This is a genomic window from Marivita geojedonensis (assembly GCF_002115805.1).
Classification (GTDB): Bacteria; Pseudomonadota; Alphaproteobacteria; order Rhodobacterales; family Rhodobacteraceae; genus Marivita; species Marivita geojedonensis.
In genome coordinates this window covers 1-26,038 of sequence record NZ_JFKC01000034.1, presented here as the reverse complement: position 1 = coordinate 26,038, position 26,038 = coordinate 1, and the positions used below count along the sequence as shown (strand labels likewise).

The window sequence follows — 26,038 nt, the reverse complement described above, 5'->3', positions numbered from 1 at the left end:
TCCTGACCCTAAGGTGACGGCATGTACCTTTTAGCATCATTCTTTGACCCATAACCGGAAGGCATCACGAAAATGAGTTCAAAAACAATCGCAACCCGCCTCGTCAGCCTTCCCGTCCTTGTCGCGATCGGCATAACTCCCGCCTTCGCATCAACCCCGAATGCGGTGAACAGCACTTTGCCCGCGATCACGGATCCTGGCACCGTTTCGTTGATCTATCCGCGCATTGCCCAGGTGGGCGGGGATGAGATTGGCGGTGGATCGAATGCGGGCTCTCCGGGTGATGACAACCGCCGTCAGATTGTCAGCGGTCCGGCGGTCCCGGTTTCAGACGCGCAGACCGCGCAGATCGTGAACCAACTGAACCAGATACAGCAAATCTGTGAGTTCATGGGTGACGAATACCGTATTGCGTGTTTCGCAGTGAATTACCGGGCACTCGCCGAGCGGATACCAGCGCGCGGAGATTATGCCGAAGCCCGCGAAGTCCTGCTGGATACCGCGCGCAAGCTCGATAATCTCGTTCGGAGCAATCTCGATCGTCAGAAGCCCGCTTTGTCAGCCCGGATCAGAACCGAAACCGGGCAGTCGGTTCCCACACCGCCGATGCGCGCGGTGCAGCAACCACGGGTGCCACAGCTCAACCGGCAGGCCGCCAGCATCGTTGAGGAAGCCGAGACGATCCTCCTGCGGTCTGCAAGCTCTGACGCGGCCCGCGCGATCCATTACCAGCGGATTGCCGCTGCGGTCGGTTCGAACAAAGTGCTGCTACGGTCGAGCTGAGGGTTATTCGAGGCCATAGGCCGCCCGGATCCCCCTCTTGGTTCCGGGTCCGATATCACCGTCGATGGACCCGCTGTAGAAATTGAACGCCTGCAATTGCAGCTGTAACTCGCGACGGGTTTCCTCTGCGAACATCGTTGGACGTTCGAGGAGCAGGTTCAGCACGTCCTGGCTTCCGCTGCGCAATGCCGCGTACAGATAGGCGGCAGCCTCTTTCGGCCCCTTGTCAGGGATCAAGCCGTCATCGATCAGCGCGGCGTAGTTGAACTGCGCTTCCGGGTGACGCAGATCCGCCGCCCGTTCGAAGAGTTCCAGCGCCTTGTCCGGGTTGGGCCTCAATCCGAGACCGCCCTGATAATGCAGGAAGCCAAGATCGTTGATCGCATCGGCAAACCCCTGGTCCGCAGCGGCCTCATAAAGCTCAAGTGCCCGCTTTTCGTCGACCTCGACCCCGATGCCCTGCTCGTACAGTTTGGCAAGTTCCATCTGCGCTTCCGGCGATCCTCGCTCAACGGCACGCTCCAGAAAGCTCACGGCCTGAACAGGGTCGAAGCGGCTGTCTTCGGGATTTAGCCGGATATAGGCAAGCCCCAGCATGGATCGGGTGTCACCCAGATTTGCCAGGGCGAGGAGTTGCGATTCCTGATCAGGGCGAAGTTTCGACCAAGATGTCGATGGTTCCGCAGCAGAAATATCCGGCTCACCTTGCGGCGCACCCGAAAGGTAGAAAGGCTTACCGGTGAGCGACCCATAGGTATAGGGTTCCTGCAGGTTTTGCGTTTCCTCAAGAACCGCGTCGCGCACCTGTCGGAACATCAGGCTGATTTCGAGACCCGGCTTGGCCATCTTCTCCATCAAGGCCCGAGCATAGGGGCTGTTTCCCCGTGTCCCATCAAGGGCAACCTGCCCGTCCTTAGCGGCGAATGCGACCAGCGTTCCGCGATCCGGATTGGCCGGAGCCAGCCCACCAACCCCACGCGTGGCCTGATCGGTGGCCTGACCAGTGCTCTGGCTGACTGCCGCCGTATCGATACTGCCTCCAAGCGGATTGTCGCGGCAGCTGTCCAATATGACGATCCGCATTACCCGCGCGCGCTCCACCACCTCAAGCATGTCCTTAAGTGACACCGATTGCCGCTGCACATCGATATTGGAAGCGGGGCGCGCATCGACGGGAATAAGAAAATTCTCGCCCTGAACTTCGATCCCGTGGCCGGCAAAATAGATCAGAGCCAGATCCGCAGTCTCAGACCTGAAGGAAAAATCCTTCATCACTGAGCGCAACTCGGTAAGCGACAGATCAATACCAAGCGTCACATCGAACCCGATTTCTTCGAGGGTTTCGGCGATATCCTGTGCGTCATTGCGTGTATTCGCGAGCGGCGAAATCGTCTCGTACGCACCCATTCCAATCACCAGCGCCACCCGTTCCGGGCTGGCCGCGACCAGCGAAGCTGCACTCAGGACAAGAACGGCGGGAAGAAGAAACAGACGGGCGACAAGGCTCATGGGATCGGGACTTTCGCTGGCTATTCGGATTGCGATCAGCATACGCCGAGCGAGGTAGGATTTCACTCACTTCTTTGCGAATTCAGAACCTGGCATGGCATCACATCCGTCGCACAGCGCACAATAATCTGATCATTCGAAGGGCGGACACCCAATCGCCAAGCTGTGTCGCACAAGCGCAAGCTTGACTCGTAAAGCGATTGCGCTCCTCATCAAAGGGCTTGGGTCGGGAATATCTGGTGTCTGCACAGCCACGGCAGACCAATTTTTGAATAGCGTCGAATATCTTTCTTGGTTTTCCGAGTCCGCCGATATCTCGCCCCTCATATTTTAGGCGTTTGGCAGCCTCAGCTTTGCCTGATGATTGGATCGACCCATGGAAGAATTTCCCGACTATGACGCCTCCGTAAATACTCTGGGGACAGCCACCGCAGGTGTGCCGGCACTGGGCGGTCTATCCAGCTATTTTGACGAAGACTGGTTCGCCGTTACGCTTATCGCCGGGCACGAGTATGAAATCCAGCTCAGGGGATCCCCTACCGGCGACGGAACGCTGGCGGATCCGTATCTGTTTGGAATTTATGACGAACAGGGACTGTTCATCCCCGGAACATCGGATGATGACAGCGGCACGGATCTGAACAGTCTTGTCACCTATACGGCCGGCTATACCGGAACACATTACTTTTCGGTTGGAACCGGCGGCAGCCTTGGCGGGACCTACACGCTCGAATAGTTTGACCTCAGCCTTCCGGAAGTTCTGAACGAAGGCGACGACATCACACTGTCAATCCCGACCGAGCTTCCTCTCGGCATCTCGCTGCCCTTCCCCGGAACCGGTTCACCGGACGAACTGATCGCTGACCGCACGATCACCGTGTTCATCACCTCGCCGAATGCCATCCAGGGCGAAGACTTCACGGTTTCGTACCAGTTCGGCCAGACACAATCGCTGAACTTCGCGGCGCTGATGGATAATCTTGTGGAAGATGATGAATCTGTCTCCATTCGGGTTGTCGGCACGGTTGATTGGATCATCCCCGATTTCGATGGCTCACTTGAAACAAACCTGCTTGGCGGCACGGTCAGAGGTTTCATCGAGCAAACACAGATCGACTTCACCCGAAGCTTTACGATCAACTCTGCCCCATACGGCGTGCCGGACAGAATCGAAGGCTACACGTTCACAGAACCCGAAATCATCGGGAACGTCCTGACCAACTTCGCAGACGGCAGCGGCGAGATGTTCTCCGCTGTGCCCTTCTCTTTCGATACCCCCAACATCGTCGGAGAATTGCTCGCCAATGGCGACATTTCGATCACCAGTGCAGGCGCGCCTCCGGGACAGACCGTTGTTCTGCGGTTTGACGTCGTCGATGACCGCGGCGCGATGACAACGAGCGAGCAGACCATCCTGTTCGGCGCGGCGCGGGACGATTATCTTCCCGGCGACACCGCCCTGGAATTCGGCAGCATCGACATCGGGACGCCCGAAATCGGCAATGTGGAACGTGCGGAAGACCGGGACCGTTTCGTTGTCTCGCTGGAGTCCGGACAGCTCTACTCGATCAGCATGATTTCGGCGACCACGGACAGCGGAACGCTCGCCGACCCGCGGATATTCGGCGTCTACGACAGCACGAACGTTCTGCAGCCCGGGTCCTCCGACAATGACAGCGGCTCGGGTCGGAACGCGCTGATTGAACAGTTCACCGTCGACACGACCGGGTTCTATGAGATCGAAGTCGGCAGCAATACACCGTTCGGCGTCGGCGGGTACGAGCTGTCCGTCCTGTCTCTTGGTGCGGCCGACGATTATCTGCCCGGTGACTTTGCAATTGATTTCGGAAGCGCGCTCGTGGATGTGCCGGTGACTGGCATCATTGAGCGAAATGGCGATCGCGACCGCTTCGACATCTCGCTTCAGGCTGGCGTCATATACGACATTTCGCTTGAAGGCACCGCGACAGGTGGTTGATCGAACCCCAATCCCGAGATCATCGGCGTGTTTTCAAGCAACGGTGCGCTGGTTCCGAACAGTGCCGATAACAATGGCGGTGTAGACACGAACGCGCTCGTCAGCGGCCTCACGGTGGCGACGGATGGCATTTACCAGATCGAGGTTGCCGGAGCGCGCGACCTGAATATCGGCGATTACACACTGACGGTGAATTTCGCAGACTATATCGACGACTACCTCCCGGGAGTGGCCGCTGGATTTGGCACGGTTTCCGTCGGCGGCCGCGCGACGGGAGAGATTGAAACGCCCGGCGATATCGACGGTTTCCGCGTTTCGCTTCAGTCCGGAACAACCTACGCGATCAACGTGTTGGGTCGCGACTCCGGTAACGGCACGCTTGTCGACCCGGACATAGTCGGCATCTTCACCGCAGGTGGCGCACCGGTGACCTTTTCTCAGGCTTTTGACGATGGCGGCACGGGACGGGACGGGCTGTCCTATTTCACACCCGGTGCGTCCGGAGACTACTTCATCGAAGTGACCGGCTTTGGCGATGCGCTCGGCACCTACACTGTCGCGGTCGACAATCTGGGCCTGCGCGACGATTACGCCTCCGACGTCAGCACAGACGGGTCCATTTCAGTCGGTGGCTCGTCCACGGGGCGGATCGACTTCGCCAGCGATGCGGACTGGTTCGAGGCCAATCTTGCGGCAGGTCGCGTGTATCGGATCGACCTGACGCCCAACGGGGCCAGCGCCCTGGCAGATCCGGTGTTCAACGGCGTCTACGATTCCGGCGGAATGCTGATCAACAACACGTCGAACGACGACGGCGGAACCGGAACAAGCAGTTCCATCCAGTTCGTGACCGAACAGGCAGGAACCTACTATCTTTCCGCAGGGGCGTTCGGCACCGGCACGGGCCAATACCGGCTCGAACTGACGGATCTCGGTGCATTGGACGACACCGGCTTCGATATCACGCTCCGCTTCAGCTCGGACGATTACCCGGACATCTACGTCGATGCGTTCGAAGATGCCGTCGCGAAGTGGGAACAGGTTCTCACAGGCGACCTGCCCTATGCCTTCGTCGAGGACTTCGGCTATGTCGACGAGATTCTGATCGATATAACCTTCGAAGACATCGATCTGTTTTTCGATGGTGTCGAACAAACGATCATCGCGATATCCAGCATTCTTGACCAACGGCCGGCGGGCATTCCCAACGGCGCACTTCTTCCCACGCACTCGCGGATCGTTGTCAACACCGAAGAGGCCGAGCGGGTGCGCCTCAACCTCGACGAGTTGGCGGCAAACACGATCGGTCGGGCACTGGGCTTCGGATCGCTCTGGGAGGAGTTCGGTCTGGTGCGCGACATCGAGGGCGTGGCGACCTACACCGGATCCAATGCCCTGCGCGAGATGGCAGAGCTTTCGGACGATCTGAACGGAGTGAACGTCCTGGAAGATGGCGCGGACGGCGCACTGGCAGAACAATACTGGAGCGAGGCTATCCTCGACTCCGAGTTGATGACTCCACGGATCGAATTCCGCGGGGCGGGGTCTTCACCTCGGCCCATCAACATCGCCGACAACCCTCTCAGCGCTCTGACAGTCGGGGCAATGCAGGACCTCGGTTACACGGTTGACTACGGTGAAGCTGACCCCTTCCGACTAAGTCCGGGTGCCCTTGCACGCGGCGCATCCGAGAACGCAGACGAAGGACCGGCGCTGCTCGCGGGTCAAAGCACGGCTTCGAAACGGCTTCTGTCGGAGTTGCCGGACAGTGACGAGATTCCGAACGGAGCAGCCTACATCTACATACGCCCGAACGTTCTGTCTGAAACTCCAGCGAGTTTCGCGCTTACGGACGGAAACAGCGAGTTGGTGATCGCCAACGGCACCAGCGCCTATTTCATCGAAGGCGTCACCGGTGAGAATATGACTGTCGAGCTGCGCGGCACATTCGACAAGAACGATGCCACGACGGTCAACCAACTGTCCGGCAGCGTGACCTCTATGGAGGTCTATTCTGTCGATGGCACCCTGCTCTTCAGTGTGGATTATTCGCAAAAACCGGTCGATGTGGCCGATGTGGTGGGCCAGTGGCCGAACTACTCGATGGATGATCCGAACGTAATCATCATCGACACTCTTCCCGGAACGGTCGCGCGGGTGAACCCAAGCGGTGGTGGCGAGAACGCCAGCCGTATCTTTGCCGGTTCCAGCGATGATTTCGTCCGCGGAGGCGCGCTTTCCGAACTGATCAACGGTGGTGCGGACAACGACACGCTCCTTGGAGAACAGGGGAATGACACCCTGGTCGGCGAAGGCGGCAACGATGTGCTGGAGGGCGGCCTGGGCAATGATCTGATCAATGGTGGCGGGGGCACCGACACTGCGGAATTCAGCGGCTTGCAAAGCTCTTACACGCTGACCCTCAGCGCGAACTCAACGATTATCGAAGACCGTCGGGGCAACGGGAACGGGGAAGACACCCTGATCAATGTCGAGTTCCTGAACTTCGAAACGAACTACAGCGATGGCCCATTCAACCTTCAGATCTTTGGAGGGCCGACACGGCTGTCCGCTCCGGACTTCGAAAGCTTCATCGAACTCTATATCGCGTATTTCAACCGTGCACCGGACGCCGTTGGACTGAACTTCTGGGGCACTGCCTACGCCAAAGGCACGTCTCTTGAACAGATGGCCACGCTGTTTGTCGGGCAGCCGGAAACGCAGGCCACCTATCCCGAGGGCACATCCACCGAGGATTTTGCCGAAGCCGTTTACAACAACGTCCTTGGCCGAACGCCTGACGCGAGCGGGTTCAATTTCTGGGTAAACGCGCTGGAAAGCGGTGCGGTTACACGTGACGTGTTCATTCTGGATGTTCTCAAAGGCGCCAAGTCCGAACTCAAGCCTGAAGAAGGGCAGGCCTTCGTCGACCAGCAACTGGCCGACCGTGCATACCTGTCGAACAAGACCGATATCGGAGCCTATTTCGCCGTGCACAAAGGCATGTCGGATGTCGATAATGCGGCGGCTGCGATGGCGCTGTTCGACGGCTCCGCATCCAGCGTAAACGCAGCCGTCGCAGCAATTGACGGGTACTATTCCGCGGCACTCAACGCCAACACCGGCGAATTCCTGATGCCGGTGGTTGGCGTACTGGACGATCCGTTCTCTGCCGCCTGAGCAAGCATCGGCTCAGCGTAAACAAAAAACGGGGCACCAGTTGTGGTGCCCCTTTTTGCGTTTCGCATGCGCGTCCGGGTTATTCCGTCAACGCGGTAAACTCGATGCGCCGGTTGCGAGCACGGTTCGCGGGGGTGTCATTGTCCACAATCGGGCGCGACTCGCCATAGCCCACCGCCACGAGCCGATCACTCGGAATACCCTTGTCCTGCAACCAGCTGGCGACCGAGGCCGCGCGGCGCTCGCTGATGGTCTGGTTCTGTGCATCGCTGCCGACGGAATCCGTGTGACCGGCGATTTCCAACCGGAACGACGGGCACCGGTCCACGATGTCGTAGAGGTTTTCCAGCAACGGGATACTCTTGTCATCCAAACGGGTGCTGCCCGATGCAAAGAAGATATTGCCGGTCTTGGACAGAATCTCGAAGCGGCCAAGGCAGGCTTCTTCAGTCATCACGCCCTTTTCCTCAAGAGCGACAGCGGCGGGCGTCAGCGTGGCTTCCGGCAGATCCGGAGGCGTACCCGGCTGCGCACGATCGAAGACGAAGTTGAAGCTCACAACCCCGATGGGCGTGATATCCACATTTGCGGCTTCCTGAAGCTTCATCCGGCCTTCTTCCAGATCGAGTTCCTCAAGAGTGAAGGCAATCGGAGTGATCGACGACACGACAACACGGTCATTGTCGATCAATGTCACGGCCACGTCCGTCGTCCGTTCAAGCGTCACACCCCGCAATGTGAAGGTATAGGGAAGTTCAATTTCTTTGCGGCGCGTCAGATGTAGGTCGGTCAGCAGATCCGGCGACAGCTGCGTGGTGATAACCGCTTCTGGGTAACGGAAGGTTTCAAAAAACAGGAACCGCATCCGCACATTGCGCAGGTCCACCTTCGTGTCGACCGAATCCAGAAGGACACGCACCTGCGCCTGACCGTCTTCGGTGATCAGGCCGGACAGTGTCGCAAAAGAGCTTGTTTCAGCGACTTTTTGTTTCTTGACGGACAAAAACCTCAATTCGGACGCGTCACCATCCAAATTCCAGCCATACTCAAAGGGATCGGCACTTTGCGCAGCGGCCATGCCAATCGGCAACGCAAGCACAAGGGCCACAACATAGAAAACACGAAGAAGAGCGATTTTCATAATAACCTCGCAGATGAATTGCGTCCGGACGTGAAGAGATTACAAAAGAACCTACGATAAAGTTAACAGAAAACTTGCATACTTGCATAGGACACAGGATAAAAACGTGAATTTAAAATGCGTTTATTCCATGTGTTTGATATCATCTTCCGGTGACCGCAGGAGGAAGCTTTGACCGACTGGCTCTCAAAACTGAGCATCATTCCAAGACTTCAATCCATTCTGACAGTGCTGCTTTGTGCCGCGATGGCCACATCAGCATCTGCGCAGGACCGCGTCGCCCTTGTGATCGGAAACTCAAGTTACACAACAGTTTCGCCTCTCGACAATCCGTCCCGAGACGCTGAGCTGATCGCTTCGACCCTCCAACAGATCGATTTTGACGTCACCCTGCTGATCGACGCCTCTCAGATCGAGATGAAACGCGCTCTATCCGATTTCGGCAGAAAGCTGCGCGATGGAGGGCTAGAGACCACGGGCCTGTTCTATTATGCGGGTCACGGCGTTCAGAGCTTTGGCAACAACTATCTTCTGCCCGTCGATGTGTCGCTGAGCGATGCAGCGGACCTGGACCTCGAAGGTGTAGAAGCACAGTCGGTGCTGAGGCAGATGGCCTCTGCGCGGAACCGGACGAATTTTGTCATCCTCGATGCATGCCGCAACAACCCCTTTGCGGATATGGCCGAATTCGATGCGCCCGGTCTGGCCGAGATGAAGGCCCCGACAGGTACTTTTCTCGCCTACGCAACCTCACCTGGTGCCGTTGCTCTTGACGGGACCGGTCAGAACAGCCCGTTCACCACTGCACTGGCCCGTGAGATGATCAAGCCGGGTGTCCCGGTGGAACAGATGTTCAAACAGGTCAGGGTAGCCGTTCTGGATGAAACCCGCGGCATGCAGACGCCGTGGGACACATCCTCGCTGACCAGCAATTTCACCTTTGTAGATGCACCGCAGGCAGACCCGGAAGCGCTCGCCGCACGCCAGCTTTGGGAATCCGTCCAAGCGACGAAAGACCCTGTGCAGATCATGCTCTTCCTGCGCGGCTATCCTGATAGCGAATTCGCCGAAGAAGCGCGCGCCCTGCTTGCGGCGGCCATAGAAGCCGAATTGACGAACGACACCGCTGCCGTGCAGCGTCCCGAACCCGCTGGTCCGGCAGAGGATGAACAGGCGATGTTCGAGGCTCTGCAGGCCAACCCGACGCTAGACGGCTATCGCGCCTTTCTCGACGCCTTCCCGAATGGCACATATTCGGAATTTGCGCGTGGCGAGGTTGCCGCGCTGGAAGCGAAGACCAATGTCGATCCAATCGGCGAGGGTGTACCCGCCGTGGAACCGGAACCAGAGGCGGAAACCGAACTTGCGCTGGTGACCGAACAGGAACGCTCGACAGTACCAACGGTCATCGAATACGATACACCGCTTGCCCTTCCCGGCACTGTTCTGGACGGTGTCGCGCTGTCGAACATCACCGGCCTTTCGCCCCTTTTCCCGCCTATTGAAGGCCTGCCCGAGGAACTTTGGAAAAACGCGACATGCGCAAGCTGTCATGAATGGAACAAGGAACGGCTGTGTGAGCAGTCAAATGTCTACCTGACGCTCAGCGGCCAGAAGAACCTTGAGAAACCCCATCCATTCAATGGCGCTCTGAAGCGGAACCTGCGCCAATGGGCTGCCGGGGGCTGTCAGTAAACCAGCCGCCTCCTCCAGACATCCCGGTGCGCTCACGGCAGGCGGACGCAACTTACTCAGGGCCGTTTGACACGGGTCAAAGCATCTTGGCCGCGATCTGCGAAAGTGTCCTAACGCAACAGGCTCAGGCACGGCATGTCATCGACACGCGCAACACAGGAGATCCCGGCGTTCCGCACGCGGGGCATTACCAAGATTTATGGAGGTCGGGGAACGGCAGAGGTGCGCGCGCTCGATGGTGTCGATCTCGATCTTCCTGAAGGCGAATTGGTGGTGCTGCTTGGCCCATCGGGAAGCGGAAAATCCACGCTGCTCAACATCATTGGCGGGTTGGATCACGCCACCTCGGGTGAGGCCTGGTTCCGTGATCAGGAGCTGACCTCCATGAGCGACCGGCAACTGACGCGCTACCGGCGGGACAATGTCGGATTTGTGTTCCAGTTCTACAATCTGGTGGCCAGCCTGACAGCGCGTGAAAATGTGGCGTTGGTCACCGATGTTGCCCCCGATCCCATGCGCCCCGAGGAAGCCCTCGCGCTTGTTGGACTGCAGGAGAGGCAGGATCACTTCCCGGCGCAGATGTCAGGTGGCGAACAGCAGCGTGTTGCCATCGCCCGCGCCATTGCCAAACGACCCGGCGTGCTGCTCTGCGACGAACCGACAGGCGCGCTGGACAGCAAGACCGGCACCGCTGTCCTTGCTGCGCTTGAGGACGTGAATACCCGTTTCGGTACAACCACGCTGGTCATCACGCACAATGCCGGGATTCGGAAGATGGCGCATCGGGTGATCCGGTTTCAGGATGGGCGTGTCGTCGAGATAGAGGAAAACAAGACCCGTATCCGTGCGCATGAGGTCACGTGGTGATGCTGCACGCGCTTGACCGAAAACTGCTGCGCGATCTGTGGCGGCTCAAAGCGCAGGCGCTTGCCATTTCGTTGGTACTGGCCTGCGGTGTAGCTATTTTCATGACCGGGCTGGGCATGGTTCGTGCGCTCGAGGTAACGCTTGAAGACTATTACAACCGCCAGCACTTTGCCCATGTGTTCGCCAGCGCACGTCGCGCACCGGCCTCGCTGCTTCGCGATGTGGAAGCCATCGATGGCGTACAGACTGCCGAAGCGCGGGTCGTCGGATCCGTTGTCCTCGACCTTCCGGGTCGGGCAGCTCCGGCCTCCGGCCGGGTCATCTCGCTGCCCGACACCGGTCCGGCCTTGAATGTGCCGCTTCTGGTGTCCGGGCGTTTCCCTTCAGAGACCGCCGGCGACGAAGTCGTTGTGACCGACAGGTTTGCGTCCGCCAACGGGTATCGTCCAGGCGATCGCTTCGCGGCAATCGCGGATGGAAAACGGCTGATCCTCACCATCACCGGAACGGTGCGCAGTCCCGAATTCATCTACACCTTGCCGCCGGGCGGGCTCATGCCGGATGACGCCGGATACGCCATTATGTGGATGCCGGAAACCGCAGCGGCAGGCGTTTTCGGTATGTCCGGTGCGTTCAATGATCTTTCGCTGAAGCTTCGCCGCGATGCCAACCAACAGGCCGTGATTGACCGGATCGACAGCCTGCTTGAGCCTTGGGGAGGCGTCGGGGCGCATGTTCGCGAGTTGCAGATGAGCCATGCGTTCATGCAGGCCGAACTGGACCAACTGCGCAGTATGTCTGCGGTGCTGCCTCCGATCCTGTTCGGCGTCACCGCGTTTCTGGTGAACATGGTGCTGGGTCGGATCGTGACGCTTGAACGATCGGAAATCGGCCTGCTGAAGGCACTGGGCTACCGCGACAGCGAAATTGCGATGCACTACCTCATGCTGGCAACACTGGTCGCGGCACTCGGCGTGTGCCTTGGATGGGCATCTGGCGCTTGGCTGTCGTCGGGGATGTCGCAGCTTTACGCCCGTTTTTTTGACTTCCCGTGGCTGGTGCAGCCCCATGCCATCGACGTGTTTGCCATCGCCGGGTTGATCGGGTTGGCCTCGGCCGCCATCGGCGCCCTGCGCGCCGCATGGTCGGCTGCCGCGCTTGCACCGGCCGTCGCCATGTCGCCCCCTGCTCCACCTGCCTTCCGCCGTGGATTTCTGGATGCGGTTTCGGGATGGCTGGGACTGCCACAGACCGCGATGATGGTCCTCCGGGGGATTGTGCGCTGGCCCCTGCGCGCAGCTTTTACGTCTCTTGGCCTTTCTCTTGGCGTGGCAATCCTTGTCGCCTCGAATTTCATGCTGGATTCGCTGGACGCGGTCATTGACACCTCGTTCTTCAAATCAAACCGGCAACACGCGACGCTCATCCTGGCCCATGAACAACCGCTTTCGGCGGTTGCCGATGCACGTCACCTTCCTGGCGTGCTTGCAGTTGAGCCCCAATTCGATCTGCCGGTCACCCTGTCCGTTGGCCCACGCGAGAAGAAGCTCGCGATTTCGGCCCGACCGCTGGGCGGCGATCTGGCCCGCACGCTGGATGTTGAGGAAAACCCGGTCCCCCTACCGGAACAGGGTGTGTTGCTGTCGGCCAAACTGGCAGCCTATCTGGGTGTGCGGCCGGGCGATATGGTGCGTGTCACCCTGTCCGGACTGCGCGAAGGCGAGATGGTACTGCCAGTGGCCGCAGTCACACAGCAATATATCGGCATCGGAGCCTATATGCGGCTTGATGCACTGGCAGCCCTTCTGGGCGAGGCTCCGCGCGTGACATCGCTCAACCTCTGGATCGACCCGAACGAGCTGTCAGAGCTTGAAGCAGCCCTCAAGTCCATGCCTGCGCTGGCAACCACCGTGATGCTTACGGACGTACGCAAGAGCTTTCAGGATACGATCAGTGAAAACGTCCGCATCAACACGGTGTTGTTTCTGACCATCTCTGCTCTGATCACCGTTGGTGTGGCGTATAACGGCGCGCGTATCCAGCTGTCCGAACGTGCGCGTGAACTGGCGAGCCTGCGAATCCTCGGCTTCACGCGGGCCGAGGTTTCGACAATTCTGCTGGGCGAAACCGCCGTACTCGCGCTGATCGCACAGCCCCTTGGCTGGCTGATCGGGGGCTGGATCGCCTGGGCCATGATGGCGGGGTTCGACAGTGACCTGTACCGGATACCGCTTGTGCTCACAGCTCAGAACTTCGCCAGCGCAAGCCTCGTGACCCTCACCGCCGTCACCGCCGCCGCGCTTCTGGTCCGCAGAAGACTGGATCGGGCCGATCTCATCGCCGTCCTGAAAACACGGGAGTAAGACATGCACAGACGAACACGCCTCGTTCTGATCCTTTGCCTCGCAGCCGCGATTGTCGGCGGCCTGCTTTGGACAGCACTTCGGCCCGTGCCAGTGCTGGTCGAGATCGCACAGGCCAGCCGAGGCCCGATGCAGGTCACGCTTGAGGTGGACGGCACCACGCGCATCCGGGAAATCTTTGAAGTCGCTGCCCCTATCGCAGGAACGGCAAAGCGCTCTCCTGTCCGGGTGGGTGACCCGGTGATTGCCGGGGAAACGGTGGTGGCCGTGGTTGAACCCATCGCCCCAAGCCTTCTGGACGCAAGAAGTCGCCAGCAGGCAGAAGCGGCGGTTCACGAAGCGCAGGCCGCGCTTGCGGTGGCGGACAGCCGACTGTCGCAGGCCGAAGAAGAACTGGCTTATGCGCAAAGCCAATTTGACCGCGCGCAGGAACTTGTCGAACGCGGCGTGGCATCTCTGGTGCGTTTGGAGGACGCAGCGCAAATTCTGAACGTCCGCAAGTCTGCCCGCGACGCGGCACAGTCTGCACGGGCGATGGCGGAAAGCACGCTCGAGCGCACTGAAGCGGCGCTGATCATGCCGGACGTGACGTCGGACGGGAACAGCGATTGCTGTATCACACTCACGGCGCCAACCAACGGTGCCGTTCTGTCTGTGGAACGCATCAGCGAGCGGCCCGTGTCAGCAGGCGAAACGCTTCTGTCTATCGGTGATCCGACTGATCTCGAAATCGTTGCTGAACCGCTGTCCCGCGATGCCGTTCAGATCCCTGATGCGGCACGCGCCATCGTGGACCGCTGGGGAGGCCCTGACCCGCTGGAAGCCCGCCTGCGCCGCATCGATCCCTCGGCCCGCACCGATGTCTCAGCCCTTGGCATTGAGGAACAGCGTGTAGAAGCCGTGTTCGACATCGTGTCGCCACCAGAAGATCGCGCCGGTCTGGGCAACGGCTATTCCGTGCGGCTGTCCGTTGTGATGTGGGAAACCGATGATGCCTTGCAGGTCCCGCTCGGAGCATTGTTCCGCGTCGGCTCAGACTGGGCGCTTTTCACGATCAAGGACGGAACGGCCACTGAGAAAACGGTTGAGGCCGGGGCTCGGAATGACCGGACGGTACAGATCCTGTCCGGCCTCGCTGAAGGCGATCAGATCATTGTCCACCCGGGCGAAGCCGTGGCCGATGGCGTTCCGGTGACAGCAATCACTGCTGACTGAATCCCGATCCTGCGCACCTAGTCGCGCAGCACGGCCATGCTGTCGCTGTCCCACGCGGCCCACACCAGATCGTCGCCGATCGCCTGCCCTGTTTCTGCATCGACAAAAGCGCGCAGCTTGGCGCCGTCAGTCTGTTCGACCAGAAGATCGACCGCCATCCGGCTGCCCAGGAATGTCCGGTTGATCACCCGTCCCTGAACCGCGTTCGGCAAGTCAGGCCGGCTGGAATGGAACCCCAGCTTTTCGAGACGCACCGACGCGGTGATCGGCGCCCCTTCCGCCGGAACGCCGGATGGGGCATGCCCCCTCAGCGTCTGGCCAAACCACTCCATGACAACGGCCTCCCCCTCGACCCCGCGCATTTTGCCCGACAGCAGGTTGGTTTCCCCGATGAATTCGGCAACAAACCTGCTGGCCGGATGGAAATACAGCTCTTCCGGGGTGCCATCCTGTTCCACACGACCGTGGTTCATCACCACAATCCGATCCGACATGGTGAGCGCTTCCTCCTGATCATGGGTGACGAAAAAGAAGGTCTTGTGTGTCTGACGCTGAATGGATTTCAGTTCGCGCTGAACCTGCCCGCGCAGTTTGGCATCAAGCGCCCCAAGAGGCTCATCCAGTAACAACAACGCCGGATCAGGGGCCAGCGCACGGGCCAGAGCCACACGCTGCCTCTGGCCACCCGACAATTGCCCCGGATACCGGTCGCCATACGCATCGAGTTCGAGAAACGACATGATCTCGTCCAAACGCCGTGCGATGCCGGTTTTGTCCATGCCCTTGAGTTCGAGCGCAAAAGAGATGTTCTGCCGGACCGTCATGTGCGGGAACAGCGCGTAATCCTGAAACACCATGTTCACGTGGCGCTTTTCCGGTGGCTGCATCGTGACATCCTCACCATCCAGAATGACGCGCCCGGTATCGGGCCGTTCAAAGCCACCGAGGATCCGCAGGGTCGTCGACTTCCCGCAGCCAGACGGGCCGAGGAAGGTCACGAATTCGCCCTGTGCGATATCAAGCGACAGATGCTCAAGAGCGACAGCATCGCCGAAGCGCTTGGAAATCCCGTCGATATGGACAAGTGGCGACGCGCTCATATTTGGCTCTCCTTGTTTGTTCGGCGGGTAAATCGCTCGGCCCAGATGCCGATGGCAGCAGTCAGCACCAGCGCCACCGTAGCGATGGCGTTGATCTCGGGCGACATGCCCGACCGCAGCATGGCAAAGATGAGCACCGGCAGCGTCGGTTCGTACCCGCCAAGGAAGAACGATCGCACGAAATCATCGAAACTCAGCAACAGACAGAAGACGCTCGCCCCTAGGATGGCGGGAACGAGGTATGGCAGAGTGATGCGCAGGAACGCGATCAGCGGGTCCGCTCCAAGGTCACGCGCGGCTTCGATCTGGCTTTTCGGCAAGGTCGACAACCGCGCCATGACGACCAGCGACACGAAGGGAACGTTGTGGACCGCGTGGGCCCAGACAATCGCACCCATGCCCGGCTCGATCCCCAGCCAGCGCGCGTAGATGCGGAACGCAATTGCAGAGATGATCCCGGGCACCAGTGCGGGCAGGACCATCAATCCGAATGTCACCGCCCTGCCCCAGAACCTGCGCCCTTCAAGCAGCACCGCGATCCATGTTCCGACAATGACCGAGATCAGCGTTGAGAGCACGGCAATCACGACCGAGTACCCGAAGGTGTAAAGCACCTCCGCATCCGAAAACACGCCCGTGTACCAGTCCAACGTCCACGAGCGGATCGGGAAGCCAATGAACTTGCTGTCCTTGAACCCCATGAGGATCATCAGGATCAGCGGGACGAATACATACAGAACAAACGCCCAGTAGACGCAGGCCAGCGCAATCCGGTTGCCGCGGTTCATGCCGTATCTCCTTTGCGCAGGGCTTTCATCAGACGCTGGAAGACCCCGGTGATCAGCAATGCCGCCACGAACATGATCACCGCAAATGCCGCCCCCGTGGGCCACTCGTCGCCGGCGACATGGAAGAAACCGGCAATCGTTTCAGCAAAGACCGTGGTCGATGGACCGCCCAGAAGAACGGGCGTGGCGTAAAACCCGGTCGAGATCAGGAAGACAAGCGTACAGCCCGAGGAAATCCCTTCGAGGGTCAGAGGAAGCGTCACCCTTCGAAAGCGGGTCCACGCCCCGGCGCCAAGATCAGCTGCGGCTTCATTGTAACTTTTGGGCAGCTTCTCCAGCGCAGAATACAGCGGCAACAGCATATAGAGCGCGGTCAGGTAGACGATGCCGATCCCCATCGAAAAGCTCGTATACATGAACGGGATGGGACGGTCGATGAACCCGAACCACTTGAGCACGAGGTTCACCGCGCCCGTATTGCCCAGCAGGATCATGATTGCGTAGGTGCGCACGATCTCGCCAACCCAGAAGGGAATGAGCAGAAGCAGGAGCATCAACATCTGGTTTCTGCGGCTGACATGCCGGGCAAGAAAATAGGCCACCGGATAAGTGATGATCAGCGTGCAAAAGGTAAAAACCGCAGCAAAGGTCAGTGTGCGAAAAAACGGCATCCAGAAAATGCGGTCACCGAAGAACCTCAGGTAATTGTCGAATGTGAACGCCTGCGGTGCGTCCTGTGCGACCGGATAGGCATCCACCAGCGACACGCGCAGCATCTGCAGCATCGGGCCCAGATGCTGAGTCAGAAGCCAAAGGATCGGAAACGTCGCAAGAATGACGAACTGTCGGCGCGGCGACGCGGTCACCAACGCTGCAAAGGCGCGGTATGGCCCCCAGCCGGCCAGCCTGCCCCAGAAGGGTCGGTCGCCAGTGGCACGCGAAAGGCCGTCACTGTCTTTGCGCACGGATGCGTCATAGGTCATATTGATGTACCCTTTGCTGCCGAAGCATCGCGGTCGGATCCGCCCGCTTCTGCGGGCGGACCACATCATTTGATGAGATCGGTTGGATCAGGCGGCCTTGACCGCTTCCACCGCCGGATCGACCAGTCCGTATTTCATCTCGTTCGCCTCGGCGCGGAAGAACTGGAGGTTGGCCAGTTGCTCTTCCGGGAACGACGTCGATTTCTTTTCGAGGTCGGTCAGGTAGTTGGACGCATCCTTGTATGTCGAGATGAAGCCGGATGCCTTGGTCATCGCCGCACCGATTTCCGGCGAGGCAAGGATTGCGTCGAGGAAGGTATAGGCGTTGTCCACGTTCGGCGCGTTGTTGGCGACATTGTAGGTATAGACAAAGCCATAAGAGCCTTCGTTCGGGATCGTCATTCCCAGCGGGAAACCGTCATTGATCAGCGCCGCTGCCGGACCGTTCCAGCTGTGACCCAGCGCGATATCCTGGTTCACGAACATCTGCTGAACTTCGGCACCGCTGTCGTAGTATTTGCGGACAAGCGGTTTCTTTTCGATCAGGAACTGCTTGGCCTCTTCAACAATGGCCGCCGCCTTTGCCGGGTCGTCCATGTATGCAACCATGTTGCCGTCATAGCCCATCATCAGCATCACGATCGACATCATGTCCTGGATGATATACGCGGTCTGGCCCGAATATTTCTCCGAGAACAGCGTATCCCAAGTCATCGCCTCTTCCTGAGAGACCAATTCGGTGTTGTAGGCCAGAACCTCCATCCCCGACAGGATCGGCGCGCCCCACTTTTCCCCATTGATCGTCGCCCAGTCGCTTTCCGAGAACGTCGGATTGATGTTGCCCCAGTTGCTCAGCCGATCTGTATCCAGAGGGGCAAGCAACTCACTGTCGATGAACTGCAGGAACCTGTGTCCGGCAACAGTCATGATATCGACCGTAGGATTCGGCTGCTCGGCGGCCAGCAGGTTGAACTGTTTGCCCTGGTCATCGACAAGACGGATGTTCACCTTGATGCCTGTTTCAGCTTCGAACTGCTCCTTGAAGCTTTCCGGCACGAAGTCGTTATAGGTCCAGATATTGACCTCTCCACTGCCCTGCGCGGCTGCACGGCGTAGATAGGCGGGGCTTGCCAGAGCGGCACCGGCCATTGCGGTGGTGCCGATGAAACGGCGGCGGTTCAACGTCAACTTTTTCACTTTATCATCTCCTTGTTGCATAATTTTTTTGTTTTTCCGTACCACTCAGTGTTCACGACCCCGGCTCAGGTGTCTAGCGCAACAGGCCGGTACGGGCGGCCTCCTGCAAATCGGTCAGGCTGTAGCGTTCCAGTGAAAGCGCCGACAGCAATTCGTTTTCATTGGCGAAATCCCGGTCGTACATGGCCGAGAATATCGCAATCCCGGCTTCGTGCAAAATCGCCGGGCGATCGACGAGCCGCCCGAGGACGGCGGTCAATTGCAGACCATATGGGACGTCTTCCGTCACGTAGCGGCTGTCTGCGGTTGCCGGTCCCGTCCCGCCATTGCCCTGGGCGTGCATCTGTTGGTTCATCTCGGAAATTGTCGATACCGGCACGTGAAAGCTCAGATGGAAATGCTCAAAGATCGTCTTCACCGACAGGCCAAGCGCTTCGGCGATGGCAAGACGTTCCAGGTCAAGCTTCTCAAGCAGCCGTCCCACCTTCGGGGTCACATTCTGGCCCTGGCTCCAGACTTCCCCGCGTTCCATGCGCGTGATGTTGCCCAGCGCTATGCCAAGATGGTTCTGCGGGTTGAGGTTGGACAAGGAAATCGCAAGCAAGCCGGCGCGCGGTTGAAACCTGTCCCCGAACAAACGCTGACAGATCGCCAGCGCACAGTCCGACCGCGTATCGGGAACCGTGCAAAGATCGACCCGGCTGCGGACAGTGTTGACGCGCACCACCGACCCGTCCTGGCGCCTGCCGGTAACAACAGTGGTACCCCAGGCGGTGATCGGTGCAGACACGCCCCGCGCTTCAAGCAGACGCATCAGATAAAGCGCGCCCATCGATGCATGCGAGGAGACGATCACATGCTGCCCGTCGCGTACATGAGGCGCAATTGCATCCATGACGGACTTGTGCCCATAGGCCGGCAAGGCAATCATCACCACGTCGTTTTCCCGGACGAGGTCTTCAGCAGTTGCTGCAATGCGTGGTGTGAACCGCAGCTCAAGCGCACCCTCGGCCGTCACTCCGTGATGCAAATCCTCGGTCCCCGCACCGGACGGGGACCAAACCATTGGATCATGGCCCAGATCAGCCAGCAGCGCAGCCGATCCAAGCGCAATGGAGCCTGCACCGGCAATGCCGACACGTACAGTGCCACTCATGCGCCATCCTCCGGTCTCACCGGATCACCCAGCACATGCATCAACCGATTGGCCCAGCCAAAAAGCGCTGATGAAAGGATCAGATCAAGGATCTCGGCATCATCCAACCCGGCATCCCGCAGGTCTGCCACGTCGTCCGGACCGGCATTGGGCGGCGCTTCTGACAGTTTGCGGGCAAAGCCGAATATTGCAGCATCCCGAGGTGCAAGCTCAGCCTCTGCACCTTTGGCGAACAATTCATCCGTGACCTTGGTGTCGTTTTCGAGTTTTGCGTGACGATCCGCGTGGACTGCGGCGCAATATATACAGCGGTTGACCATGGATGCCGCCAAAGCGCCGAGTTCCCGTTCCGCACGGGACATGCCGCCTTCGTCATACATGATCGCATTGAAAAGCGGCGACCGCACGGCGAGGCTTTCCACATCATGAGCCAGCGTCAGCACATAGGCGGACACTTTGGTGTTCGACGGCGTCACTTTGAGCGCATCGAGCTGTTCGGGTGTCGCCTCGTCCAATTTGACCGGCGTCACGCGCGGTTGCCATTCAGGGACACGGCGGGTGAACTTGTGGACGACCCGGCTCATGCGACCGCCCCCTGCATCAGACGCACCCCGGCCACGACCCTGATCTGATAGGCCACAAAAGCCACCAGTTCGCACAGCCGGACGATGTCGGGATCGCTCATTCCTGCGCCCTGCAGATCGACGATATCGCGCGCGGCGATGTCCCGTGTCTGCGTCGCGACCTTGTCCACGAACGAAATCAATCCGGCATGCATCTTGCCTCCATCCTGCTGCGGATCAGCAAGATTGGTCAGTGCGCCGGCGCCTGCCAGATGATGTTCCGCCAAACGCGTCTCCCCAGCCTGCCGCGCCATTCGCGCTGCCAACGCTGCGCGCAGATCATGCGGCAGCGCACCGGTTTCATTCGGTCTCAGAACCGCGTCTTCTGCGGCCTGTGTCATCTCAAAGATGTTGGCGCGCGCCCTTACAGCGTCGGCCACTGACCCGACTTGCCCCAAACCGGCGGCTGTTGCTGTCGTTGTGTCGAACACGTTCATGCAACCGCCCCCCTGCGTGCATCTTCCGTTAACTCGGTAGGTTCCCATTCATCACCGACAAGTTCGGGCGTGTCGTAGTCCTGCATCCCCCGCCAATGGGTCTCGACATCCTCGGCGTAGAGCTTTGCAGCCACCTCTCGCGCAAGCCACGCCGCGCCTTCGCTGATACCCGGTATGTCGCCACTCACCTTTCCAAGGCTCGCCGACGCCCCGTAGTTGAAGCAATAGACATGTCCCAGCCAGGGCGCTGTGCCGCGCTCTTTCTCGCGGAAGGTGAAATCGGTGTTCAGGTATGGGAAGCGCCCAAGGTCCGCATTTTCTTCGCCTTCCGGCGGCGCATAGACATCCTGCCACAGCAGAATGTTTCCCGCCGTATCGCCGAACTCCGTCCGGGCCATCGGGTCGATGATGAAGCCGGTGCCCAGAATGACGAAATCGGCGTAGTAGGACGATCCATCGGCAAAATGAATCTCTGCCCCGTCCCCGCGCTGTTCGATCCGCACCGTTTCTTTGCCAAAATGGAAATAGGCATTGTGATGGCGGCTGACCCTTAGCGTCGACCCATGCGGTGGCGGCGTCTGAGTGGCGAAGGAATACTGCATGAAGCGCCACCGCCATTCATCTGGCAGCGCCGCATAGCCAGCGGTAAACCCGAAACTCCCGATACCCATCATCTTGTTGATCGTCGGCATCTCGGCCCGACGCACAAGATGGCGCACTTCAGCGGCGCCATGCTCCAGCGCCTCGGCAGAATTGTCCACGGCAGAGGCCCCGACGCCGATGACGGCAACACGCTTGTCCTTGAGCGCCGCGAAATCAATCTCGTCTGCGCTGTGTGCCCAAAGATGACGCGGCAATCCCTTGACAAAACCGGGGATGTTCGGCCCGCCTGTCCCATCCCGTCCGGTCGCAAAGATGAGTTTGCGGCACAGGATTGTTCCATTCTCCGCGCCGGAAAGATGCAAACGGAGAAGATCACCCGCAGGTTCGACATGATCGACCGAAACAGCGTTTTCCACCGGGATATTCAGCGCTGAACGGTACCAGCGGAGGTAATCCATCCACATCGGTCGTGGGATCTTGTCCAGTTCGTCCCAAGCCGCCGCACCGTACTGCGCACGATACCACGCCTGAAAGGTCAGAGCGCCATGGCCGAAGGCCGGTCCGGTGAGGTTTTTCGGGGATCGAAGGGTTTCCATCCGGGCATAGGTCAGCCACGGCCCTTCCCGTCCCTCGGGGGCCCGGTCAAGTACCCGGACGTTCCGCATACCTCCGGTGGTCAGAGACAGCCACGCCACCATCCCGCACATGCCTCCACCGATGATCACGATATCCGTCACGTTTTCGCGCGGCGGCACCCAGTCCTTGCCCGGATACAACAGGCAATCGAGATCCTCGCGCAAACGCATCTCAAGCGCAGGAAGGCCAATGTCGTCAAAGCCGTGAAGGTCATGTGAAGGCATTGAAAAGACCTCGTATTCTTGTGTTTATCGTCCGTGTCATGCGGTCCCGTCGGACCATCGCGGATGCAGATCGTCAATATGGTATGCGTGCGCGTGCCGATGCCTTGAACCGGATGCTGTGCCTTCCCGCAGATGCGGGTGATCGGCAGGAAGATCCGGATGTTCGTGCGCGCGATGCAACGGATCGTTGGCGGGCCAGACCCGCATCGCCACAAAAGTGACAGCCATGCTGAGCAAGGACAAGAGCAGGATCGCAGTTTCGAGCGAGAGCTGCGCCGCCAGCCACCCCGCCAGAGGATAGGCCACAAGCCATCCCGCGTGGCTGAGCGAGAACTGCGCAGCAAATACCGCCGCCCGGTCGGCCTTGCTGGCAGACCGCGTGATCACCAGCCCCCCGGGTGTCAGGACCAGCGAAGAGGACAAGCCAAACCCGACCCATATTACCGCCAGGAGAGAGAAAACCGGTGCAGCCCAGAGGGCGAAAAACAGACCCACGCCAGCAAAAGACAGCGCCCCGACACTCATCGAACGGCGCTCACCAATTCTCTTGACCAACCGCGGCACAAGGATCGCGCCCAGCGCTGCCCCGCCACCATAGAAGGCCATAAGGATCGGGTAATACCGTTCGGAATCCCCCAGCCGCGCCCCGGCATATGCCACCGTGTTCACCAGCACCCAAGCCATCACCAGAGAAAGCGCGAAGTTGAGCAGGAACAGCCCGCGCAGTCGCGGCGTGTGCACATAGATCCACAGCCCACGGGACGCCCGTTGCCAGAAAGGCTTCTTGCCTTCCACCTCCGGCCGCTGCGGGACGTCTGCCATCATGATCGCCGCGATAGAGCCACCAAACGCCAGAGCGGCCACCAGAAACAGCGCTGATCCTTCAAGCATTGTGAGCAATGCACCTGCAATCACCGGACTGAGCACCGCTTCGAGTGTGTATGCGATGCGCGACCAGGACAGGGCCTTGGTATACACCTCCTCGTCCTGAACCACGTCCGGGATGACCGACTGGTAAAGCGGTGTGAACCCTGCGGAAAAGGAGAAAAACAGGAAGGACAGCGCGGCGATCTGCCAGATATCCGTAGTAAATGCCATTGGCACCAGCAGCGCCATCCGCCCCACATCCAGTGCAACCAGCGCCGACTTCCGCGGAAGTCCGGACAGCAGGCTCTCGGCCAGTGGAGCCAGTCCGACATAAGCGACCATCTTGAGCGCGAGAAGCAAACCCAGCACCTGTCCGGCCGCGTCCACGCCGCCAATCCGGTAGGCGGCCAGCGACAGCGCGACTGTCAGCAGTCCAACCCCCACAAGCGAGCTTATCTGCGCGCTGAAAAGCCACCGAAAACTGGGGTTGGCCAATGGGCTGGTCACGATGCGAGGCTCTCCTGCAGATTTTCTTTCGGCGTAAACCGAGCGGTCGCCGGGTCCGCATGGTAACAAGAGTGATAGTCTGGAGCCGCGAACGCAAGCTGATCTACAGATTGGATGACCATGTCGACCTTCTCATCGGTCATCAGCGCCGAGAGATTGAGCCGCACCCATCCCGGCTTGGCAAGTTCATTCCCCGCCGCAATTGCACGCTCCAGCTCTGCGGACTGGTCAGGCCCGAGATTCAGGAGCCGGTGCGCGTAGGACCCGGCGCAGGCGCAGCCGCCACGCGCCTGAACCCCGGTTACGTCGCTGAGCAACCGGGTGAAGAACTGATGATGCACAAACCCACCGCGCCCGTCGCGCACCCTGAATGACAGGATCGGCAGCGCGCTCGCGTCCGGACATCCCAGAAGCTCTATGCGGGGGTTTTTGCGCCATGCTGAGAGCGCACGCTGGCGCAAACCCGCATGGCGCGTATCCAGCCATTCCTGCCCCAGCGCTTCCTTGACGAGCATCGCCAGCGCGACCCGGATATCACCGATCACATTCGGCGTTCCTGCTTCTTCCCGGGCAGAGAGTTTGCACGAATAAGAATGTCCCCACGGCGAAACAAAACTGACCGTACCACCGCCGGGCAAGGTCGGGCTGTGCCGCCGCACCATGCTGTCGCGCACAACCATGACCCCGCTGGCCCCGGGCCCTCCGGGAAACTTGTGCGGTGAAAAGACAATCGCGTCTTTTTCGGCGGATGTTCCGGATTTCATGTCCATTGCAATGTAAGGAGCGCCGCAGCCGTAATCCCAGACCGAAAGCGCGCCCCGCGCCTTAAGCACGCGGGTCACGGCATCCACATCGGTCAGAATTCCCGTTACGTTCGACGCAGCCGAGAATGCACCGATCACGAGGTCCGCATCCCGCGCCTGATCCAGCGCGTCATTCAGGGCCGTCAGGCACGGCCCGCCCGACGGGCCTTCTGCAATCTCGACAACGTCTGCCCCGCTTTCGCGCCAGGGCAACAGGTTTGAATGGTGCTCATAGGGACCGACGAGAACGACGACCCGCCCGTGTTTTGCCAGAACACCGCGAATATCCAGAAGACCCACAATCCGGTTGATCGCTGCCGTCGATCCGGACCCCGTAAAGACGACAGAGGCATCCGGCCCAGCACCGACAAGTCGCGCAACCTCTGTCCGCGCGTCCTCGCGCAGCCGGGTGATGTATGCACCGCAATATGACGCCTGCGTGTGGCTGTTGGCATAGTAGGGCAACACGTTATGGCGGATGAAATCCTCAACCTGTTCCAACGCTCTGCCGGAGGCCACATAATCTGCATAAACCAGTGTCTTCGGACCGAACGGCCCGTCGATCTCGATCCCGTCACCTATCAGTCCGGAGCGTATCCAACCGACGATATCATCGCGCTGAAGTGACTGCCTGAATGCCTCTAGCGGGCGCATGGGTTCCCCGAAATTTCCAACACTGGCCATCTCAGAATGACACATCAATTAAAAAAATCTTCACCTGAATTTGCCTTTAATGCGTACTAATTCGATCATATGATCGAACAATGAAAATAAAACTCGATCAGATAGACTACCACATACTTGAAGAGCTTCAGCGCGACTCGGCCCAGTCCCAGCGTGCGCTCAGCGACCGTGTCGGGCTGTCTCAAAACGCCTGCTGGCGTCGCCTCAAGGCGCTCGAAGCCAGCGGTGTTATCCGCAATCGTACAGTGGTGCTGGACCGGACACAGCTTGGCGTCGGGCTGATTGTTTTTGTGATGGTCAAAACCCGCCATCACTCAGCCGACTGGCTGAAGCAGTTCCGCAATCATGTGTCCTCTATCCCCGACGTGATCGATTTCTTCCGCATCGGCGGTGAATATGACTACCTGCTCAAGATCGCGACCCGTGACATGGCAAGCTATGACCGCGTCTACAAACGCCTTATCGAAGGGATCGAACTGGAAACCGTCACGTCATATTTCGCGATGGAGGCAATCGAAGAGCAACGGCCGTTGCCGCTCTAGTGACGGTCATGCAGGTCGGCTGTGGCATCAGGGAGATTGCCAAGCGGTCAGCCATATTCCGGTCCATTCCTCTACAGGCGGCCCAGTTAATCTATTCGTCGCGCCTACTCCGCCGAGGTCCGTCTGGTTCAAGTGAGAGCCTGCGCACCCCGGGGGG

21 protein-coding genes are annotated in these 26,038 nt (G+C 59.5%); 9 read left to right on the top strand and 12 right to left on the bottom strand.

The genetic code is table 11. From position 1 onward, the window contains the following. Positions 1-72: 72 nt before the first annotated feature. Complete coding sequence (locus MGEO_RS19660) at positions 73-783, top strand: hypothetical protein (protein ID WP_085641441.1); 711 nt, start codon at positions 73-75, stop codon at positions 781-783. Positions 784-786: 3 nt separating this feature from the next. Here the strand turns inward: MGEO_RS19660 and MGEO_RS19655 are convergent, their stop codons facing one another. After that, positions 787-2,358, bottom strand: coding sequence for a caspase family protein (locus MGEO_RS19655; RefSeq protein WP_233140028.1), 1,572 nt, complete (start codon positions 2,356-2,358; stop codon positions 787-789). A gap of 310 nt (positions 2,359-2,668) precedes the next feature. On the opposite strand from MGEO_RS19655, the gene MGEO_RS19650 reads away from it, so the two are divergent. The 3 genes from MGEO_RS19650 (at position 2,669) to MGEO_RS19640 (ending at position 7,450) form a co-directional block, all read left to right on the top strand. Continuing rightward, a complete protein-coding gene (locus tag MGEO_RS19650) occupies positions 2,669-3,028 on the top strand; it encodes a hypothetical protein (protein WP_085641440.1) in 360 nt (119 codons plus the stop codon). Positions 3,029-3,169: 141 nt separating this feature from the next. Next, complete coding sequence (locus MGEO_RS19645) at positions 3,170-4,270, top strand: hypothetical protein (RefSeq protein WP_085641439.1); 1,101 nt, start codon at positions 3,170-3,172, stop codon at positions 4,268-4,270. 27 nt (positions 4,271-4,297) lie between these two features. Beyond that, positions 4,298-7,450: a DUF4214 domain-containing protein gene (locus tag MGEO_RS19640; protein WP_085641438.1), complete on the top strand. Its 3,153-nt coding sequence runs from the start codon at positions 4,298-4,300 to the stop codon at positions 7,448-7,450. A 79-nt stretch (positions 7,451-7,529) separates the two neighbouring features. Here MGEO_RS19640 and MGEO_RS19635 read toward each other — a convergent pair whose 3' ends face one another. After that, entirely contained in the window at positions 7,530-8,591 is a 1,062-nt protein-coding gene (locus MGEO_RS19635) for an OmpA family protein (RefSeq protein ID WP_085641437.1), read from the bottom strand. Positions 8,592-8,762: 171 nt separating this feature from the next. Between MGEO_RS19635 and MGEO_RS19630 the strand changes: the two genes are divergently transcribed. The 4 genes from MGEO_RS19630 (at position 8,763) to MGEO_RS19615 (ending at position 14,731) form a co-directional block, all read left to right on the top strand. Next, positions 8,763-10,286 carry a caspase family protein gene (locus MGEO_RS19630; protein ID WP_233140027.1) on the top strand — a complete coding sequence of 508 codons (1,524 nt, stop codon included), beginning with the start codon at positions 8,763-8,765 and terminating at the stop codon, positions 10,284-10,286. A gap of 135 nt (positions 10,287-10,421) precedes the next feature. Beyond that, a complete protein-coding gene (locus tag MGEO_RS19625; RefSeq protein WP_085641436.1) occupies positions 10,422-11,153 on the top strand; it encodes an ABC transporter ATP-binding protein in 732 nt (243 codons plus the stop codon). Further along, complete coding sequence (locus tag MGEO_RS19620; RefSeq protein WP_233140026.1) at positions 11,153-13,516, top strand: ABC transporter permease; 2,364 nt, start codon at positions 11,153-11,155, stop codon at positions 13,514-13,516. The genes MGEO_RS19625 and MGEO_RS19620 overlap by 1 nt, the downstream gene beginning before the upstream one ends. 3 nt (positions 13,517-13,519) lie before the next feature. Further along, complete coding sequence (locus MGEO_RS19615; RefSeq protein ID WP_085641434.1) at positions 13,520-14,731, top strand: efflux RND transporter periplasmic adaptor subunit; 1,212 nt, start codon at positions 13,520-13,522, stop codon at positions 14,729-14,731. Between the two features lie 17 nt (positions 14,732-14,748). Here the strand turns inward: MGEO_RS19615 and MGEO_RS19610 are convergent, their stop codons facing one another. From MGEO_RS19610 to MGEO_RS19565, 10 genes are all read right to left on the bottom strand, one after another. Next, a complete protein-coding gene (locus tag MGEO_RS19610; RefSeq protein WP_085641433.1) occupies positions 14,749-15,831 on the bottom strand; it encodes an ABC transporter ATP-binding protein in 1,083 nt (360 codons plus the stop codon). Then, entirely contained in the window at positions 15,828-16,619 is a 792-nt protein-coding gene (locus MGEO_RS19605; protein ID WP_085641432.1) for an ABC transporter permease, read from the bottom strand. Before MGEO_RS19605 ends, MGEO_RS19610 begins: the two co-directional genes overlap by 4 nt. Further along, complete coding sequence (locus tag MGEO_RS19600) at positions 16,616-17,602, bottom strand: ABC transporter permease (protein WP_085641431.1); 987 nt, start codon at positions 17,600-17,602, stop codon at positions 16,616-16,618. Before MGEO_RS19600 ends, MGEO_RS19605 begins: the two co-directional genes overlap by 4 nt. A gap of 87 nt (positions 17,603-17,689) precedes the next feature. Further along, the gene (locus MGEO_RS19595) at positions 17,690-18,799 is read right to left on the bottom strand and encodes an ABC transporter substrate-binding protein (RefSeq protein WP_085641443.1); all 1,110 of its coding nucleotides are present in this window, start codon (positions 18,797-18,799) and stop codon (positions 17,690-17,692) included. A gap of 73 nt (positions 18,800-18,872) precedes the next feature. Next, positions 18,873-19,955, bottom strand: a complete 1,083-nt coding sequence (locus MGEO_RS19590) for an NAD/NADP octopine/nopaline dehydrogenase family protein (RefSeq protein ID WP_085641430.1) — start codon at positions 19,953-19,955, stop codon at positions 18,873-18,875. Continuing rightward, entirely contained in the window at positions 19,952-20,539 is a 588-nt protein-coding gene (locus MGEO_RS19585; protein ID WP_085641429.1) for a peroxidase-related enzyme, read from the bottom strand. Before MGEO_RS19585 ends, MGEO_RS19590 begins: the two co-directional genes overlap by 4 nt. Continuing rightward, a complete protein-coding gene (locus MGEO_RS19580) occupies positions 20,536-21,015 on the bottom strand; it encodes a hypothetical protein (protein WP_085641428.1) in 480 nt (159 codons plus the stop codon). Before MGEO_RS19580 ends, MGEO_RS19585 begins: the two co-directional genes overlap by 4 nt. Then, entirely contained in the window at positions 21,012-22,478 is a 1,467-nt protein-coding gene (locus MGEO_RS19575) for an NAD(P)-binding domain-containing protein (protein ID WP_085641427.1), read from the bottom strand. Before MGEO_RS19575 ends, MGEO_RS19580 begins: the two co-directional genes overlap by 4 nt. A 36-nt stretch (positions 22,479-22,514) precedes the next feature. Continuing rightward, entirely contained in the window at positions 22,515-23,852 is a 1,338-nt protein-coding gene (locus MGEO_RS19570; RefSeq protein ID WP_085641426.1) for an MFS transporter, read from the bottom strand. Further along, positions 23,849-25,309 carry an aminotransferase class V-fold PLP-dependent enzyme gene (locus MGEO_RS19565; protein ID WP_085641442.1) on the bottom strand — a complete coding sequence of 487 codons (1,461 nt, stop codon included), beginning with the start codon at positions 25,307-25,309 and terminating at the stop codon, positions 23,849-23,851. The genes MGEO_RS19570 and MGEO_RS19565 overlap by 4 nt, the downstream gene beginning before the upstream one ends. Before the next feature lie 110 nt (positions 25,310-25,419). On the opposite strand from MGEO_RS19565, the gene MGEO_RS19560 reads away from it, so the two are divergent. Next, positions 25,420-25,881, top strand: a complete 462-nt coding sequence (locus MGEO_RS19560; RefSeq protein ID WP_085641425.1) for an Lrp/AsnC family transcriptional regulator — start codon at positions 25,420-25,422, stop codon at positions 25,879-25,881. The last annotated feature ends 157 nt before the right edge of the window (positions 25,882-26,038 follow it).